Origin of the sequence: Pseudomonas gingeri (assembly GCF_013385635.1) — a bacterium.
GTDB lineage: Bacteria > Pseudomonadota > Gammaproteobacteria > Pseudomonadales > Pseudomonadaceae > Aquipseudomonas > Aquipseudomonas gingeri_A.
On sequence record NZ_JACAPR010000026.1, the window covers coordinates 52,877 to 66,081 of the forward strand.

19 protein-coding genes and 1 tRNA gene are annotated in these 13,205 nt (G+C 60.3%); 4 read left to right on the forward strand and 16 right to left on the reverse strand.

Going from position 1 to position 13,205, the window contains the following annotated elements; genetic code table 11:
- The first annotated feature begins 11 nt into the window (after positions 1 to 11).
- Positions 12 to 1,292, forward strand: coding sequence for a serine--tRNA ligase (gene serS, locus HX851_RS27610; protein WP_177056659.1), 1,281 nt, complete (start codon positions 12 to 14; stop codon positions 1,290 to 1,292).
- Positions 1,292 to 2,686, forward strand: coding sequence for a siroheme synthase CysG (gene cysG, locus HX851_RS27615; RefSeq protein ID WP_177056658.1), 1,395 nt, complete (start codon positions 1,292 to 1,294; stop codon positions 2,684 to 2,686). Before serS ends, cysG begins: the two co-directional genes overlap by 1 nt.
- A gap of 102 nt (positions 2,687 to 2,788) precedes the next feature.
- On the opposite strand, the gene HX851_RS27620 is transcribed toward cysG, so the two are convergent.
- From HX851_RS27620 to HX851_RS27650, 7 genes are all read right to left on the reverse strand, one after another.
- A complete protein-coding gene (locus tag HX851_RS27620; RefSeq protein ID WP_177066246.1) occupies positions 2,789 to 3,787 on the reverse strand; it encodes a glutathione S-transferase family protein in 999 nt (332 codons plus the stop codon).
- A gap of 88 nt (positions 3,788 to 3,875) precedes the next feature.
- Positions 3,876 to 4,877 (reverse strand): glycosyl transferase family protein, encoded by a 1,002-nt coding sequence (locus HX851_RS27625; RefSeq protein WP_177066247.1) that lies wholly within the window; start codon positions 4,875 to 4,877, stop codon positions 3,876 to 3,878.
- Positions 4,874 to 5,209 (reverse strand): TusE/DsrC/DsvC family sulfur relay protein, encoded by a 336-nt coding sequence (locus tag HX851_RS27630; RefSeq protein ID WP_177056655.1) that lies wholly within the window; start codon positions 5,207 to 5,209, stop codon positions 4,874 to 4,876. Before HX851_RS27630 ends, HX851_RS27625 begins: the two co-directional genes overlap by 4 nt.
- Entirely contained in the window at positions 5,206 to 5,505 is a 300-nt protein-coding gene (gene tusB, locus HX851_RS27635) for a sulfurtransferase complex subunit TusB (RefSeq protein WP_177056654.1), read from the reverse strand. Before tusB ends, HX851_RS27630 begins: the two co-directional genes overlap by 4 nt.
- A complete protein-coding gene (gene tusC, locus HX851_RS27640) occupies positions 5,505 to 5,867 on the reverse strand; it encodes a sulfurtransferase complex subunit TusC (protein ID WP_177056653.1) in 363 nt (120 codons plus the stop codon). Before tusC ends, tusB begins: the two co-directional genes overlap by 1 nt.
- A gap of 1 nt (position 5,868) precedes the next feature.
- On the reverse strand, positions 5,869 to 6,261 hold the full coding sequence (tusD, locus tag HX851_RS27645) for a sulfurtransferase complex subunit TusD (RefSeq protein ID WP_177066248.1): 393 nt from the start codon (positions 6,259 to 6,261) through the stop codon (positions 5,869 to 5,871).
- A gap of 111 nt (positions 6,262 to 6,372) precedes the next feature.
- On the reverse strand, positions 6,373 to 7,044 hold the full coding sequence (locus tag HX851_RS27650) for a Bax inhibitor-1/YccA family protein (RefSeq protein ID WP_177066249.1): 672 nt from the start codon (positions 7,042 to 7,044) through the stop codon (positions 6,373 to 6,375).
- Between the two features lie 122 nt (positions 7,045 to 7,166).
- Between HX851_RS27650 and HX851_RS27655 the strand changes: the two genes are divergently transcribed.
- Positions 7,167 to 7,254, forward strand: a tRNA-Ser gene (locus HX851_RS27655).
- Positions 7,255 to 7,384: 130 nt separating this feature from the next.
- Here the strand turns inward: HX851_RS27655 and HX851_RS27660 are convergent.
- From HX851_RS27660 to HX851_RS27700, 9 genes are all read right to left on the reverse strand, one after another.
- Positions 7,385 to 8,452, reverse strand: coding sequence for a tyrosine-type recombinase/integrase (locus HX851_RS27660; RefSeq protein ID WP_177066250.1), 1,068 nt, complete (start codon positions 8,450 to 8,452; stop codon positions 7,385 to 7,387).
- A 3-nt stretch (positions 8,453 to 8,455) separates the two neighbouring features.
- Positions 8,456 to 8,692: a DUF4224 domain-containing protein gene (locus HX851_RS27665; protein WP_177066251.1), complete on the reverse strand. Its 237-nt coding sequence runs from the start codon at positions 8,690 to 8,692 to the stop codon at positions 8,456 to 8,458.
- 420 nt (positions 8,693 to 9,112) lie between these two features.
- Entirely contained in the window at positions 9,113 to 9,655 is a 543-nt protein-coding gene (locus tag HX851_RS27670) for an HD domain-containing protein (protein WP_177066252.1), read from the reverse strand.
- Entirely contained in the window at positions 9,655 to 9,876 is a 222-nt protein-coding gene (locus HX851_RS27675) for a hypothetical protein (RefSeq protein ID WP_177066253.1), read from the reverse strand. The genes HX851_RS27670 and HX851_RS27675 overlap by 1 nt, the downstream gene beginning before the upstream one ends.
- Positions 9,873 to 10,307 (reverse strand): hypothetical protein, encoded by a 435-nt coding sequence (locus tag HX851_RS27680; protein WP_256262840.1) that lies wholly within the window; start codon positions 10,305 to 10,307, stop codon positions 9,873 to 9,875. The genes HX851_RS27675 and HX851_RS27680 overlap by 4 nt, the downstream gene beginning before the upstream one ends.
- Positions 10,308 to 10,353: 46 nt before the next feature.
- The gene (locus tag HX851_RS27685; protein WP_177066254.1) at positions 10,354 to 10,680 is read right to left on the reverse strand and encodes a pyocin activator PrtN family protein; all 327 of its coding nucleotides are present in this window, start codon (positions 10,678 to 10,680) and stop codon (positions 10,354 to 10,356) included.
- Between the two features lie 144 nt (positions 10,681 to 10,824).
- A complete protein-coding gene (locus tag HX851_RS27690; RefSeq protein WP_177066255.1) occupies positions 10,825 to 11,109 on the reverse strand; it encodes a phage antirepressor KilAC domain-containing protein in 285 nt (94 codons plus the stop codon).
- A 9-nt stretch (positions 11,110 to 11,118) separates the two neighbouring features.
- Entirely contained in the window at positions 11,119 to 11,700 is a 582-nt protein-coding gene (locus tag HX851_RS27695) for a hypothetical protein (protein ID WP_177066256.1), read from the reverse strand.
- Between the two features lie 330 nt (positions 11,701 to 12,030).
- The gene (locus HX851_RS27700) at positions 12,031 to 12,780 is read right to left on the reverse strand and encodes an XRE family transcriptional regulator (protein ID WP_177062492.1); all 750 of its coding nucleotides are present in this window, start codon (positions 12,778 to 12,780) and stop codon (positions 12,031 to 12,033) included.
- A 100-nt stretch (positions 12,781 to 12,880) separates the two neighbouring features.
- On the opposite strand from HX851_RS27700, the gene HX851_RS27705 reads away from it, so the two are divergent.
- Positions 12,881 to 13,105 carry a helix-turn-helix transcriptional regulator gene (locus HX851_RS27705; protein WP_177062493.1) on the forward strand — a complete coding sequence of 75 codons (225 nt, stop codon included), beginning with the start codon at positions 12,881 to 12,883 and terminating at the stop codon, positions 13,103 to 13,105.
- Positions 13,106 to 13,205: the final 100 nt, after the last annotated feature.

A 13,205-nucleotide genomic window follows, 5' to 3' on the forward strand; every position in this document is an offset into this window, starting at 1 on the left:
GAGAAACCGACATGCTCGATTCCAAACTGTTACGTAGCAACCTCCAGGACGTAGCGGATCGTCTGGCCTCCCGTGGCTTCAGCCTCGATGTTGCCCGCATCGAAGAGCTGGAAAGCCAGCGCAAGGTGGTGCAGACCCGCACCGAACAATTGCAGGCCGAGCGCAATGCGGTTTCCAAAAGTATCGGCCAGGCCAAGCAGCGCGGCGAAGACATCGCGCCGCTGATGGCCAGCGTCGAAACCATGGGCTCCGAGTTGAGCGAAGGCAAGGTGGCGCTGGATGCCATCCAGTCCGAGCTGGACCAGATCCTGCTGGGCATCCCGAACCTGCCCCATGAATCCGTGCCGGTCGGTGCCGATGAAGACGGCAACGTCGAAGTGCGCCGCTGGGGCACGCCGACCGCCTTCGATTTCCCGATCCAGGACCATGTCGCTCTGGGCGAGAAGTTCGGCTGGCTGGATTTTGAAACCGCCGCCAAGCTGTCCGGCGCGCGTTTCGCCCTGCTGCGTGGCCCGATTGCCCGCCTGCATCGGGCACTGGCGCAGTTCATGATCAACCTGCACACCGCCGAGCACGGCTACGAAGAGGCCTACACGCCTTATCTGGTCCAGGCGCCTGCGTTGCAGGGTACCGGCCAGTTGCCAAAGTTCGAGGAAGACCTGTTCAAGATCACCCGCGAAGGTGAGGCTGATCTGTACCTGATCCCGACCGCCGAAGTGTCGCTGACCAATATCGTCTCGGGCGAGATCATCGATGCCAAGCAACTGCCGTTGAAGTTCGTGGCACACACGCCGTGCTTCCGCAGCGAAGCCGGCGCCTCGGGCCGTGACACTCGCGGGATGATCCGCCAGCACCAGTTCGACAAGGTCGAGATGGTGCAGATCGTCGAGCCGTCGACCTCCATGGACGCCCTGGAGGGCCTGACCGCCAACGCCGAGAAAGTCCTGCAACTGCTGCAACTGCCTTACCGCGTCCTGGCCCTGTGCACCGGCGACATGGGCTTCAGTGCCGTGAAGACCTACGACCTAGAGGTGTGGGTGCCGAGCCAGGACAAATATCGTGAGATTTCGTCGTGCTCCAACTGCGGCGACTTCCAGGCCCGGCGAATGCAGGCCCGTTTCCGCAATCCGGAAACCGGCAAGCCCGAGCTGGTCCACACCCTGAACGGTTCCGGCCTGGCCGTGGGTCGCACACTGGTGGCGGTACTGGAAAACTACCAGCAGGCCGACGGTTCGATCCGTGTGCCAGAAGTGCTCAAGCCCTACATGGGCGGCCTTGAGGTCATCGGCTGATGGAATTCCTGCCGCTGTTTCACAACCTGCGTGGCAGCCGTGTTCTGGTCGTCGGTGGCGGGGAGATTGCCTTGCGCAAATCACGCCTGCTGGCCGATGCCGGAGCGCTGCTGCGGGTGGTCGCTCCCGAGATCGAGAGCCAGTTGAGTGAGCTGATCAGTGGCAGTGGCGGCGAAACGCTGCTGCGCGGTTATATCGAATCCGACCTGGACGGTTGTGTGCTGATCATTGCCGCCACTGACGACGAAACGCTCAATGCACAGGTCTCCGCCGATGCCCATCGGCGCTGCGTGCCGGTCAATGTGGTCGATGCGCCGGCCTTGTGCAGCGTGATCTTCCCGGCCATTGTCGACCGTTCACCGCTGGTGATCGCGGTTTCCAGCGGCGGCGATGCGCCGGTGCTGGCGCGGTTGATCCGGGCCAAGATGGAAACCTGGATTCCCTCGACCTATGGCCAGTTGGCCGGGCTGGCGGCACGCTTCCGCACTCAGGTGAAAACCCTGTTTCCCGGTGTGCAGCAGCGTCGCGCATTCTGGGAAGACGTGTTCCAGGGCCCTATCGCCGACCGGCAGTTGGCCGGGCAGGGCGCCGAGGCCGAGCGTCTGCTGCTGGAGAAGATCAACGGTGCGGCACCGAATGCGCCAGGCGAGGTGTACCTGGTGGGCGCGGGGCCGGGTGATCCCGATCTGCTGACCTTCCGCGCACTGCGTCTGATGCAACAGGCCGACGTGGTGCTCTACGATCGCCTGGTCGCCCCGGCGATTCTTGAACTGTGCCGGCGTGATGCCGACCGTATCTATGTCGGCAAGCGTCGCGCCGACCATGCCGTGCCTCAGGACCAGATCAACCAGCAACTGGTGGATCTGGCGAAGCAGGGCAAGCGGGTGCTGCGTCTGAAGGGCGGTGATCCGTTCATCTTCGGCCGTGGTGGCGAAGAGATCGAGGAACTGGCGGCCCACGGTATTCCTTTCCAGGTGGTGCCGGGGATCACGGCAGCCAGTGGTTGCTCGGCCTATGCCGGGATTCCGCTGACGCACCGTGACTATGCGCAGTCCGTGCGATTTGTCACCGGTCATCTGAAGGATGGCAGCACCGACCTGCCGTGGGTCGACCTGGTGGCGCCGGCACAGACCCTGGTTTTCTACATGGGCCTGGTCGGTTTGCCGATCATCTGCGAACAGCTGATCAAGCACGGCCGTTCGGCGCAAACGCCGGCGGCCCTGATCCAGCAGGGCACCACGTCGAACCAGCGGGTATTCACCGGCACGCTGGCCAACCTGCCGCAACTGGTGGCGGAGCATGAGGTCCATGCACCGACGCTGGTGATTGTCGGAGAAGTGGTCCAGTTACGTGAGAAGCTGGCCTGGTTCGAAGGCGCGCAATCGCAGGTCTGACGCTGATTTGCTCTCTACTGTAGGAGCCGGCTTGCCGGCGATGAGGCCCTCAAGGACGCCATCGCCGGCAAGCCGGCTCCTGCAGGTTTGTGTGCACCGTCGTTAGCCTCTCCAGACCCCACGTCCGGCCAGACGCTCACGATCATGCTCTGCCATGAAATCCTGCGCCGGTCCCTTGGGTACGATTCCCGTCGGATTGATGGTGCGGTGACTGGCGTAGTAGTGCCCCTTGATATGGGCAAAATCCACCGTCTCGGCCACTCCCGGCCACTGATACAGCTCGCGCAGCCAGTTCGACAGGTTCGGATAATCGGCAATCCGTCGCAGATTGCATTTGAAGTGACCGTGATAGACCGCATCGAAACGAATCAACGTGGTGAACAGACGTACGTCCGCCTCGGTCAGGTATTCGCCCGCCAGGTAGCGATGCTCCGCCAGTTGCCGTTCCAGATGATCGAGTTCGGCAAACACGTCGTCGAACGCCGCTTCATAGGCACCCTGTGAGGTCGCGAAACCGGCCCGATAGACGCCGTTGTTCACCGCCGGGTAGATCCGTTCGTTCCAGCTGTCGATCAGCCCGCGCAAGGCTTCGGGATAGAAGTCCAGCCGGTTGCCGGTCAGTCCGTCGAATGCGCTGTTGAACATGCGGATGATCTCCGCCGATTCATTGCTGACGATAAGTTGCAGCTTTTTGTCCCACAGTACCGGCACGGTCACGCGCCCGGTGTAGTCTGCGCTGTCGGCGGTATAGCGCTGGTGCATGAAGGCGAGCTGATCGAGCCGGTCGCCGCTGGAGCCGTGGTTCTGGTCGAAGGTCCAGCCGTTTTCCAGCATCAGCCAACTGACCACCGACACATCGATCAGGTTTTCCAGGCCCTTGAGTTTGCGCAGGATCAGCGTGCGATGAGCCCAGGGACAGGCCAGGGACACATACAGGTGATAACGCCCGGCTTCGGCGGTAAAACCGCCTTCACCACTGGGTCCGGGCTTGCCATCGGCCGTTACCCAGTGACGGCGTTGCGCCTGTTCGCGCTGGAAGGCGCCGTCCTTGCTGCTTTCATACCACTGGTCATGCCAGCGGCCTTCGACCAAAAGACCCATCGGAAACTCCTCGGCAGATGTGCGTTGGAGTCCAGTCTAAAGTGATTCGTTCGAAGAAATAGCGCAAACCCTGGGGGTAAATGATCGACTAAATCGATCTGTTGCGGGCATCCCAGTATCGTTGAGCCTGTTCGAAGGCTTGTTCGCGAGGCATGCCGAGACCGCGCAGGGCCAGGGCCATGGTCGACAGCAGGGCCAATTGCGGGTAGCTGTCTTCGACTTCGCCACGCCACAGGGCCTTGAGGTGCTCGGGTTCCAGCGTCGCCGGTTTCACATGGCGCTGCTCGGACAGGGCGGGCCATTCTTCATCCCAGCTTTCGCCATTGGCCGTCCCGTAGAGATGGCTGGGACTGTCGGGATTGACCTCGATTTCGCCACCATCGCCCTTGATCACAATGGCCGTATCGCCCAATAGACCACTGGCATCGCGATGCACCGCCTGGTAGCCGGGATGGAAGATGCTTTGCAGGCCGCAGCGGGCGCCCAGCGGGTTGAGGATGCGTGCCAGGGAGTGGATCGGCGAGCGCAGGCCCAGGGTATTGCGCAGGTCGATCATTCGCTGCAGCTGTGGTGCCCAGTCACCCAGGGGGAAGAACGCGATATTGCCACTGGCCAGGGCCTGTTCGACGGCCTGCCAGTTGCGGCACAGCGGAATCTGCAGGGTGTCCAGCAACTGCTCGGTGTACAGCCGGCCCGCGGTATGGGCGCCGCCGCCGTGCATCAGGATCTTCACGCCGTTCTGTGCCAGGCACTTGGCGGCCAGCAGGTACCAGGGCAGGTGGCGCTTCTTGCCGGCGTAGGTCGGCCAGTCCAGGTCGATCGGCAAGTCCGGCGCAGCGAGTCGCTCGCGCAGGGCTTCGGTGAAACCGGCCAGTTCATCCGGGCTTTCTTCCTTGTGGCGCAGCAGCATCAGGAAGGCGCCGAGCTGGGTGTCCTCCACCTTCTCGTCGAGCAGCATGCCCATGGCTTCACGGGCTTCCTCACGGGTCAGGCTGCGGGCGCCGCGCTTGCCCTTGCCGAGGATCCGCACGAAGGTCGCAAACGGATGTTCGGCCGGTGTTTCGGTGATCAGGGGAGCAGGGTTGGTCATAGACAGTTCGTCGGTTTGGGCAGGCCCGCCAACTTGGCGGCGAGTTTGGCGGGAGTGCCATTGAACAGGCGGTTGAGGTGCAGGCTGTTGCCCTTTTCGGCACCCAGTTTCAAGGCGGTGTACTTGATCAGCGGGCGCGTGGCCGGCGACAGCTCGAACTCCTGGTAGAAACCGCGCAACAACTCGAGGATCTCCCAGTGCTCCGGGCTCAGCTCGATGGTTTCCCGGGCGGCGAGGGCGCTGGCCACCGCGGGCGACCAGTCGCTCAATCGCACCAGGTAGCCGTCCTTGTCCAGGGCGATGTCCTGCCCGTTCACAATCAGGGTGTTCATAACCAGGTATTGACCTTGTCGTAGCGGATCGACAGCTCGACGAACCCCGGATAGTCCACGCGCGTGGCCCAGTCCGGGCATTCCAGGCCGCGGGCCAGCAGGTCTTCGTCGAGCACGAACAGGCGCAACTCGGCCGCACGTTCTTCCAGGGCTTCGAGCGGCAGGCTGCGCGGTTGCAAGGCGTAGACCGCATCACCACTGAGCAACAGCGCATCTTCGTTGCCCAGCAGGCGCAGACAACTGCCCAGGCGGCTGTCGGTAAACGGGGAGTGAGACAACACATGCAAGGTCGACATCAGAGGGTGATCACCTGGTCATAACGATTAACGAGCGCGACGATTTCTTCGGCCGTGAGCAGGCTCAGGTCCTCGCCGGCAACTTGGGTGGCAAAGAGCCCCCGGTCGGCCAGGCTGTCGCGGCAGGCATACAGGTCTTCGACACCGAACAGTGACAGCGCCTGGAGGTTGGCGGTCAGGTCTTTCTGCTGCACGGCCCTGGCATTCTGTCCGGACGTCAGCTGGAACACGCCGTCATCCATGAACAGCAGGCCGATAGGGAGATCGAAGGCGCCACCGGCCAGCACGATATCCAGGGCTTCGCGGGCGCTCGGACCGGACCACGGTGCCTGGCGGCTGATGATCAACAGGGACTTGGGCATTTCAAGGCCCTCCGAAACAGATCAGTCGGTCGGCGGCCTGCACGGCATCGTGCAACTGCCCCAGCCCGGAGAGTTCCCAGGGCGCGCCCAGGTTCACCGCCGCGCGCTGATAGCGCTGGGCTTCTTCACTGTTCAGTACGCCACGCCGCAGCGCCGCGGCAATGCAGACCACACCGTCGAGCTGGTGGTCGCTGACGAAGGTCGCCCACTGTTGTGGCAGGTCCTGTTCGTCCTGGGGTGTGACCACATTGCTCGACGCGCTGTGCACGCCATCCTGGTAAAAGAACAGCCGCACAATTTCATGCCCGCCGGCCAGCACTGCCTGGGCGAACAGCAGGGCGCGGCGGGAGGAGGGCGCGTGGGGCGCGGAAAACAGCGCAATGGCAAACTTCATGGGGCACTCTGTCAGCAAATCTGCTGTCATGATAAGGCCAGAAACGCCAGGAAGCTAAATCGCCGACAACAAAAAGCCCGCCGGAGCGGGCTTTTTGCCTGAGCGGTGCGATCAGTCGTCACGACCCATGATGCCGAAGATCTGCAACAGGCTGATAAACAGGTTGTAGATCGACACATACAGGCTGATGGTCGCCATGATGTAGTTGCGCTCGCCGCCATGGATGATGGCGCTGGTCTGGAACAGGATGCAGACCGAGGAGAACAGCACAAAACCGGCGCTGATCGCCAGCTGCAAGCCGCTGATGTTGAAGAAGATGCTGGCCAGCATTGCGCCCAGCAGGACGAAGAAACCGGCGGTGATGAAGCCGCTGAGGAAACTCATGTCCTTGCGGGTGATCAGCACATAGGCCGACAGGCCGCCGAAGACCAGGGCGGTCATGGCGAATGCCGAGCTGACCACTTCAGCGCCGCCCTGCATGCCCAGGTAGCGGTTGAGGATAGGGCCGAGCAGGAAGCCCATGAAACCGGTCAGGGCGAAGGCGGACACCAGGCCCCAGGCCGAGTCGCGCAGCTTGTTGGTGAGGAAGAACAGCCCGTAGAAGCCGATCAGCACCACGAAGATATTCGGGTAGCCGACACGCATCTGCTGGGCGACGAAAGCCATCACACCGCTGAAAGCCAGGGTGAGGGCCAGAAGGCTGTAAGTGTTGCGCAGGACGCGGCTAACCTCTAGCTGCTCAGCCTGCACGCTGTTGTTAACGGCGTAATCCTGTTCGCGCATGGCGAAACTCCTTCGGGTTTGAAATGTTCAGTCGCAAAGATCATAACAGAGGCTCTGTAACAAGCTATCACCAGAGTTTGACAGTGTGTTTCATTACGGTATTATGGCGCCCGCAATGCATAGGAGGTGTGGCCGAGTGGTTTAAGGCAGCAGTCTTGAAAACTGCCGACTGTAACAGGTCCCAGAGTTCGAATCTCTGCGCCTCCGCCATATTACACACCACAAAGCCCCGATTATTCGGGGCTTTGTCGTTTCTGGGTGTCGCTCGTTCTGGCGGTCGAAATCAAGGAAGCGTTCCGAAACTTTTGCAGGCGTTCCGAAACTATAGGGTTTCTGAGGCCTATTTTGTTGGCGAGACAATCTCCCCGACACGCCTGTAAACAGTTTCTGTAATGCGCTTGTCGGAGTGCCCGAGCAGCTTGCTCGCCAAGGCCAGGTCCTCGATCTCACTTGCTGCTTTGGGTCGAATATCGCGGAACTGGAATGACTTGATGTCGGCGGCCAGCTTGTGGTCGAGTGCCTCCAGTGCCGTCGCTGCTGCCTGTCGGCGTGCCTCATCGAATCGTAGGCGCAGCATTGCCTTTGTGACGTTACGGCCATCTTCGGTCACAATCAGGTATGGATTTCTCGCGCCGCGTTCCTTGCGTTGTCGCAGCAAACGCTCAATCAATTCGCCAAGCTGATTCGGGCCACTGGAGTTGGTCAGCTTGATTCTTAGCTTCTTGGTGGTTTTCCCCTGGCTGACCTGCAGGTAATCGGAGATGGCGTCTGTTTCGCGCATCGACAGGACATCAGCAGGGCGCTGTGCGCTCAGGTAGGCTAGGTCCATTGCATCGCGCAGCTCTGAAGCCCCCTTGTCGTAAACAGCCGACCAAATCGCGTCGCTGGCATAAAACTCCCTAGGGGTTTCCTTATTCTTGCGTACGCCTGTAACCGGGTTGTCGCAGGTAATCACTCCCCACTCCCGGCCGATGTTGTAGATGTGCGAGAGCAGGGCCAGCTCTCGGTTGGCCCTGACTTTCGCGGTTCGCGCATCCCGGTACTGTGCGCAGACGTGTGGGGTAATCGCCTCTGGCGGGGCGTCGGCGAAAGCGGCTCGCAATTGCTTTAATGACAGGCGATTCTCGCGTTGGGTGCTGGCCTTTTTGTTTGGGATGATATCCCTGTCGTAGCGATCGAATATCGGCCCAAGCAGCTTCATGACTCTCGGGACGGTCTTGCGGTCCAGTTTTGCCCATTCGATTTTTGCGATGTCCAGATCGGTTCCCAGGGGGATTTCCAGCCGCTTGCCATCTGGACCTTTTGCTGCATAGAAATAGCAGACGTAGTCAGGGCCTTTCTTGCGTTTGCGGATCCTCCGCAGCATGCGCGGCGGAAGATCTCGGTTCTGAGGTTTTCTCGGTCGCATGTACTATCCCACGCGCGAAAGGTCGAGGGTCCAGGTTTCCGCCACGGTATTGGAAGTGGTGGGCCGGACCCCGGCCAATTTCAGCCGGGCATAGACCCGGCCGACGACAGGGCGGCGTGCACCGGTCAGCACATGTTGCCAACCGTTGTTCACGAGCCAAGCGATCTGTTTGCGGGGTAGGTGATACCCAGTGATCGCTACGAGCTCTTCCTCGGCGAGGGTTTCGCTTTGAATTTCCATGTTTCTCTCCGGCCCGCCAGTCGGGACTGGCGGTGTCCAATGGTTTTTAGTGCTGTGCGATTGCTGTCGGGGTCGGCTCAGTAAAACAACTGGGGGTGGGCGACAGTGCCCACTCCTCGGGACGGACGTCGGTCAGGTCGGCAGGCCAGTAGCGGGGCCCTCCTGCCCGGATTTCTGCTGTTGGTGTAGGGTGCGTATACCCCTTAACAGGCTGCGCGGGCGAGCGTTCCAGAGCTATCAGCGATGCTCTGGGTGTGGCTGCCTCGCGCAGCTTTTCGTGGGGTACAAGACCCTCGGTGGTGGCGCTGAGAGGGTCAATAATGCTTGCTGCTTCGCAGCAGCTGTTTGTTACGGGCGTGGCGATCCCATTTTCGTTGCGGAGCAAAGCGGCCTGGGCTTGTGTGGTGTCCTGTGCGTGCATCATGCCGCTTTCCTCCGGTGTTCGATTGTGAGCTGATCCATCAGGCGCTGGTGATAGGTGAGCCGCGCTTCGGTGGCAGACCAGGGGCGGATGGTTTCAACCATGGGCTCAATGTCAACCAGACAATCCCAGGTGGCCGGGTCCGGTGGCATCAGATCGCGGCGTTCGGTCGCCAGGGCAATGAGATCCGCCTTATGGACGTCGGCCGACAGTTCGCTATCGATGTCGAAACGGGCGCAGATGCATTGCCAGATCCAGTCTTCGACGTCCTGGTAGGCGTGCATCCATTGCTTGAGGGGGCGCACCATGTCCCCGATGTATGCCTTGGTTGCGTCATGGAGTAGGGCGGCCAACTTGTGTTGCTCGGGCACCAGCTCGGCGACGATGCAGCTATGTTGGGCGACGCTATAGAACTCGCGGGTGTGTCCGTTGAAGCGGCACAGATGTGCGAGCGCGTGGGAGATATCCCTTGGATCAACGAGAGCGACGTCTGGCTGATAGAGGTCGAAGCGTTTGCCGGTTACGGTAAGGATCTGGCTCATCACGCGGCCTCCTTGACCAGGTCGGCCAGCAGCAGGGCGTTGGTGGTGTCCTTGTGCAGTTTGCGCAGGGCCTCGTAGCCGATCAGAGCCTTCAACTGGCGGTCGAACTCTTTGCGGTAGCGAGTCAGGGCGCTGAGTTCAGCGGTGGCTTTTGCGTGTTGCTGTTGCAGCTCGCCAGCGGCCTGGGGGGTGAGGCGCAGCAGTGGGGTGGGCCGCTTCATGCTGCTGTCTCCTGGTCGGTCTGCTCCAGAAGGGCCGCAAGCTCCAAGGCTTTGGTGCGCAGCAGGTGAGTGCGTATCTCGTGGTCTTGCGACTTCAGGGCTTTGAATGTCTCGGCCGCTAGCTTCAGCTGCTGTGCGATAGCCAGTAAGGTGGCGCGGTCTTTGTCACCCAGTTTCGAAGCTGCGAGTGCGCGTTCGTAATGGGTGTACAACCGCTGGTAGTCCGCTCTGGCCTGGTCGCGTAGTAACTTCAGGTCACGGATCATCCCCGACGTGTCAGACCGTTGAATGGCTCTACCTTCCTCGATGCCTTCGATCTGGCCTTTGGCGCGGCCGTCGAGCAGGCCGCTCCGATAGCCGGCGTAGTAGGTCAGACCGATGAACAGAATGGCGATGATCAGTGCGCAGATCTGTGTGGTTGTCAATGTCATGTGGTGTGCTCCTAGTGGATTGATGGCTGGTGGTGTCAGCCGTTGATTACTGGTCTTGCTCGGGTGATTCGGTCTGCAGCTTTGCGTGATGCTCGTCAGCTCTGTAGGCGCAGATGTCGATCAGAGCTGCGACATGTTTGATGTGCACGAACTTCGGCGCCTTGCGGCTGTTGTCCAGGGTGGTAACTGGCAGTTGAATGCGGCCGTTCTGGATCTCGGTGGCGAAGGTCTGCTCGTTGAGGTTGCGGAAGTACTGCACGCGTAGCTTTTCCAGCGGGATCAGCACGTCGCCGAAGGTGCGGTAGAGCAGTTCGACGGTCGCCGTCTCGGGTGCGGGCATCAGCCGGAGTGGGGATTGGTTGGTGTCCTTCATGTGCTGTTCTGCTTCCTTTTTGGGTGGTTCCAATAGTTCAGGCAGTGGCGTTTGGTCAGCTCGCGCAGATGTTCCGGCACCTCAAGCAGCGCTGCGTTGCGCTGCTCGCGTGTCGGAAGGGCTACGATCTGGCGGGCATACTCCCTAGGCCACGTCACGACGGTCTGCCGGGATGGCAGGGAGTTCGAGGCTCAGTTGCTTTGCCAGCCACGGAATGCCGGCTTGCCGCACTCGGGTTGACTGGCAGTACTGCGTGCCGAATTCATGGTGGAACCAACTGCCGTCTTTGATCCGCAGGTATTCGCGGTCGCGGACAGGGAAGGCCGGCAGGTTCTGCTCGTTCAGCAGGCCTTTCTCGCGCATCAACGCGATCAGTTTTGGCCGGGTTGTGCCGAAGTACTTGGCGGTTTTTTGGAGGTCGCGGTCCATGTCTGCCTCCTATGCCGCGTGCGCAGCCGGCGTTGCGGCGGCGGCAAGGTGGTTGAGCGACTCGATGACCCGCTTGTACATGTCGACATCGGTGCCGCAGACCGTGAAGCACTTGGTGCGCGGGCGTGAGTTGCCGATGCTCATGATGGTGGTGATGCCGGTCCGGGTCTGGTTGCGGTGCACGGCGATGTTGATCGGCAGCTCAAACCCGAGATTGAGGCTTGCCGATCCGCCGCGGCTGACCAGTTCGAATACCTGCTGCTTGTGTTCGATCTCGAAGGTGCCGTAGTCGCGCTCGGCGTGCGGCAGCTCAGTTGAGGTGTCCGGGTCGATGGGACCGTTTACGATCTCTTCAATGAAGTCTGCCAGCTTGAGGTGGATCTTCGGGCTGTTGGGCAGGGTCAGCGTGTGGTGTTCGCTGCCGAGCAAGATGCCGAAGGTGGTATCGGCCTGGTTGTGCTCAACGGCCAGCCGGAAAGATACGACCTGGCGTTGCGGTGCGGCCCGCAGCGTGTGAGTGAAGGTCTCGGTCAGGCTTGCCTGCGCTTGGAGAAGGCTTAGCGTGCGGTTGTCCAGTTTGAATTTTTTCATGCTGCCCGGCCCCCGTCGTTGGGGTCGAACGGAGCCGGAGTTTGGCGGGTCTGCTGTTTCGGTTTGGTGGCGATGTATGCGCAGCCGGATTCACGCGCTAGGCGGCGAATCTCGAAGATGCGGTAGATGTCTGCAACGGCCGGGTGGGCGTGTAGGGTTGCAACTGTGCTGCCGTCGCAGTTGGGTTTTACTGTCCGGCGATTTGCGGCAGTGGATACGGCCGGATGAATGTGGAGTATTGCTGTGGGGTGCATGGTGTTGCCTCGCTCTGTGGTGGAAGAGTGAGGCAAATATCACGCATCGTGCTTTTTGTGTCAATTCAATCTGTGATTATTTGTCCTGTGATAAATGGAGGAACCGTGATGATTTCAGGATTCCACCGACGAGGTGAATTTTTTCTACCTCGGTTTCGGCCAGATGGATGGGGGCATGCTCTGCGTTTACGCTGTCGAGTCGATACATCCCGTCCCTCAGATATATGAATTCTTTGATCATGGCTCTGCCGTCAGTGGTGCGCACCATGACCTCGTCACCGCTGTAGAACGCTTTGTTGGGCTCTACAAGCACGAATTCACCGTTCTTGATTCTAGGGAGCATGCTGTCCCCAAGCACCCTAAGCCCGTAGGCATCAGGATCATCGCTGTGAATGTTTAAGTAGCCGTCACCATGGCCCTGGGGGAAGTCTAGTGGCTCGAAGAAACCTAGATTTCCCAGTTGTGCATTGCCTACCACAGGAACAGCTCCTTCTTTTGCCCAGCCCACATTACTAGATATCGGCTGACCTCTGTCCCGTGACCGCCCGTACTCGGCGTTAGCTCGATCCTCCGAACGTACCCGCCCCTGTACTGCCTCCGGCAGGGTATGAATTTCTGATCGGTCTTTTCCTGCAACTAGATCGGGAAGGCTGACGCCCAGGGCGTGAGCGATCTTCTCCATATCACCTAGGTTTGGCTGCCGGGTTCCTTTCTCATAGTTCCCAATGCGTGACTGGGATTCCCAGCCGCATTTCATCGCAAGAGCCTGCTGGCTCATGCCCAGGGCCTTTCTGAGTTGTTTGATGCGTATGCCGAGTGTGTTCATGTGCTTTTTTTACCACGATATGAAATAAAAAAATCTCACCTTTCGTGTTGAAAAGTTCACGATCCGTGTTTATTATTGCCGTGCAATTTGGAGCTAAGTCATGAATAGCATTGCTGAATACAGAGAGAAATTTGGTATCAAGCAGCGCACTCTTGTCGCTGCGCTGGGTTGGACCCAGACAAGGCTCAGTAACTACGAGTCGGGACGCAGGACGGCAGGGCTCGCTGAATGCCGTGCAATTGTGATGGCCTTCAATCAGTTGGGAACCAAGTGCACTCTGGACGACGTGTTCCCGCCTGATCCACCGACCGCTCAGGCTTCGTAGAAAGCCGCCGTACTTAGAAAAAAGGCGACCCAAGGGTCGCCCAGTTTCCCCCGACCCGCGCCACCACAGCGAGGTTGGGCCGCGATGAAGGTCGGTGTGC

Excerpts from the sequence above, each read along its gene's own strand:
- HX851_RS27700 (WP_177062492.1), bottom strand. The coding sequence starts at position 12,780 with ATGAACACACTCGGCATACGCATCAAACAACTCAGAAAGGCCCTGGGC.
- HX851_RS27620 (WP_177066246.1), bottom strand. The coding sequence starts at position 3,787 with ATGGGTCTTTTGGTCGAAGGCCGCTGGCATGACCAGTGGTATGAAAGC.
- cysG (WP_177056658.1), top strand. The coding sequence starts at position 1,292 with ATGGAATTCCTGCCGCTGTTTCACAACCTGCGTGGCAGCCGTGTTCTG.
- HX851_RS27650 (WP_177066249.1), bottom strand. The coding sequence starts at position 7,044 with ATGCGCGAACAGGATTACGCCGTTAACAACAGCGTGCAGGCTGAGCAG.
- tusB (WP_177056654.1), bottom strand. The coding sequence starts at position 5,505 with ATGTCGACCTTGCATGTGTTGTCTCACTCCCCGTTTACCGACAGCCGC.
- HX851_RS27705 (WP_177062493.1), top strand. The coding sequence starts at position 12,881 with ATGAATAGCATTGCTGAATACAGAGAGAAATTTGGTATCAAGCAGCGC.
- HX851_RS27680 (WP_256262840.1), bottom strand. The coding sequence starts at position 10,307 with ATGACATTGACAACCACACAGATCTGCGCACTGATCATCGCCATTCTG.
- tusC (WP_177056653.1), bottom strand. The coding sequence starts at position 5,867 with ATGCCCAAGTCCCTGTTGATCATCAGCCGCCAGGCACCGTGGTCCGGT.
- HX851_RS27670 (WP_177066252.1), bottom strand. The coding sequence starts at position 9,655 with ATGAGCCAGATCCTTACCGTAACCGGCAAACGCTTCGACCTCTATCAG.
- HX851_RS27690 (WP_177066255.1), bottom strand. The coding sequence starts at position 11,109 with ATGGACCGCGACCTCCAAAAAACCGCCAAGTACTTCGGCACAACCCGG.
- serS (WP_177056659.1), top strand. The coding sequence starts at position 12 with ATGCTCGATTCCAAACTGTTACGTAGCAACCTCCAGGACGTAGCGGAT.
- HX851_RS27685 (WP_177066254.1), bottom strand. The coding sequence starts at position 10,680 with ATGAAGGACACCAACCAATCCCCACTCCGGCTGATGCCCGCACCCGAG.
- HX851_RS27675 (WP_177066253.1), bottom strand. The coding sequence starts at position 9,876 with ATGAAGCGGCCCACCCCACTGCTGCGCCTCACCCCCCAGGCCGCTGGC.
- tusD (WP_177066248.1), bottom strand. The coding sequence starts at position 6,261 with ATGAAGTTTGCCATTGCGCTGTTTTCCGCGCCCCACGCGCCCTCCTCC.
- HX851_RS27625 (WP_177066247.1), bottom strand. The coding sequence starts at position 4,877 with ATGACCAACCCTGCTCCCCTGATCACCGAAACACCGGCCGAACATCCG.
- HX851_RS27695 (WP_177066256.1), bottom strand. The coding sequence starts at position 11,700 with ATGAAAAAATTCAAACTGGACAACCGCACGCTAAGCCTTCTCCAAGCG.
- HX851_RS27660 (WP_177066250.1), bottom strand. The coding sequence starts at position 8,452 with ATGCGACCGAGAAAACCTCAGAACCGAGATCTTCCGCCGCGCATGCTG.
- HX851_RS27630 (WP_177056655.1), bottom strand. The coding sequence starts at position 5,209 with ATGAACACCCTGATTGTGAACGGGCAGGACATCGCCCTGGACAAGGAC.
- HX851_RS27665 (WP_177066251.1), bottom strand. The coding sequence starts at position 8,692 with ATGGAAATTCAAAGCGAAACCCTCGCCGAGGAAGAGCTCGTAGCGATC.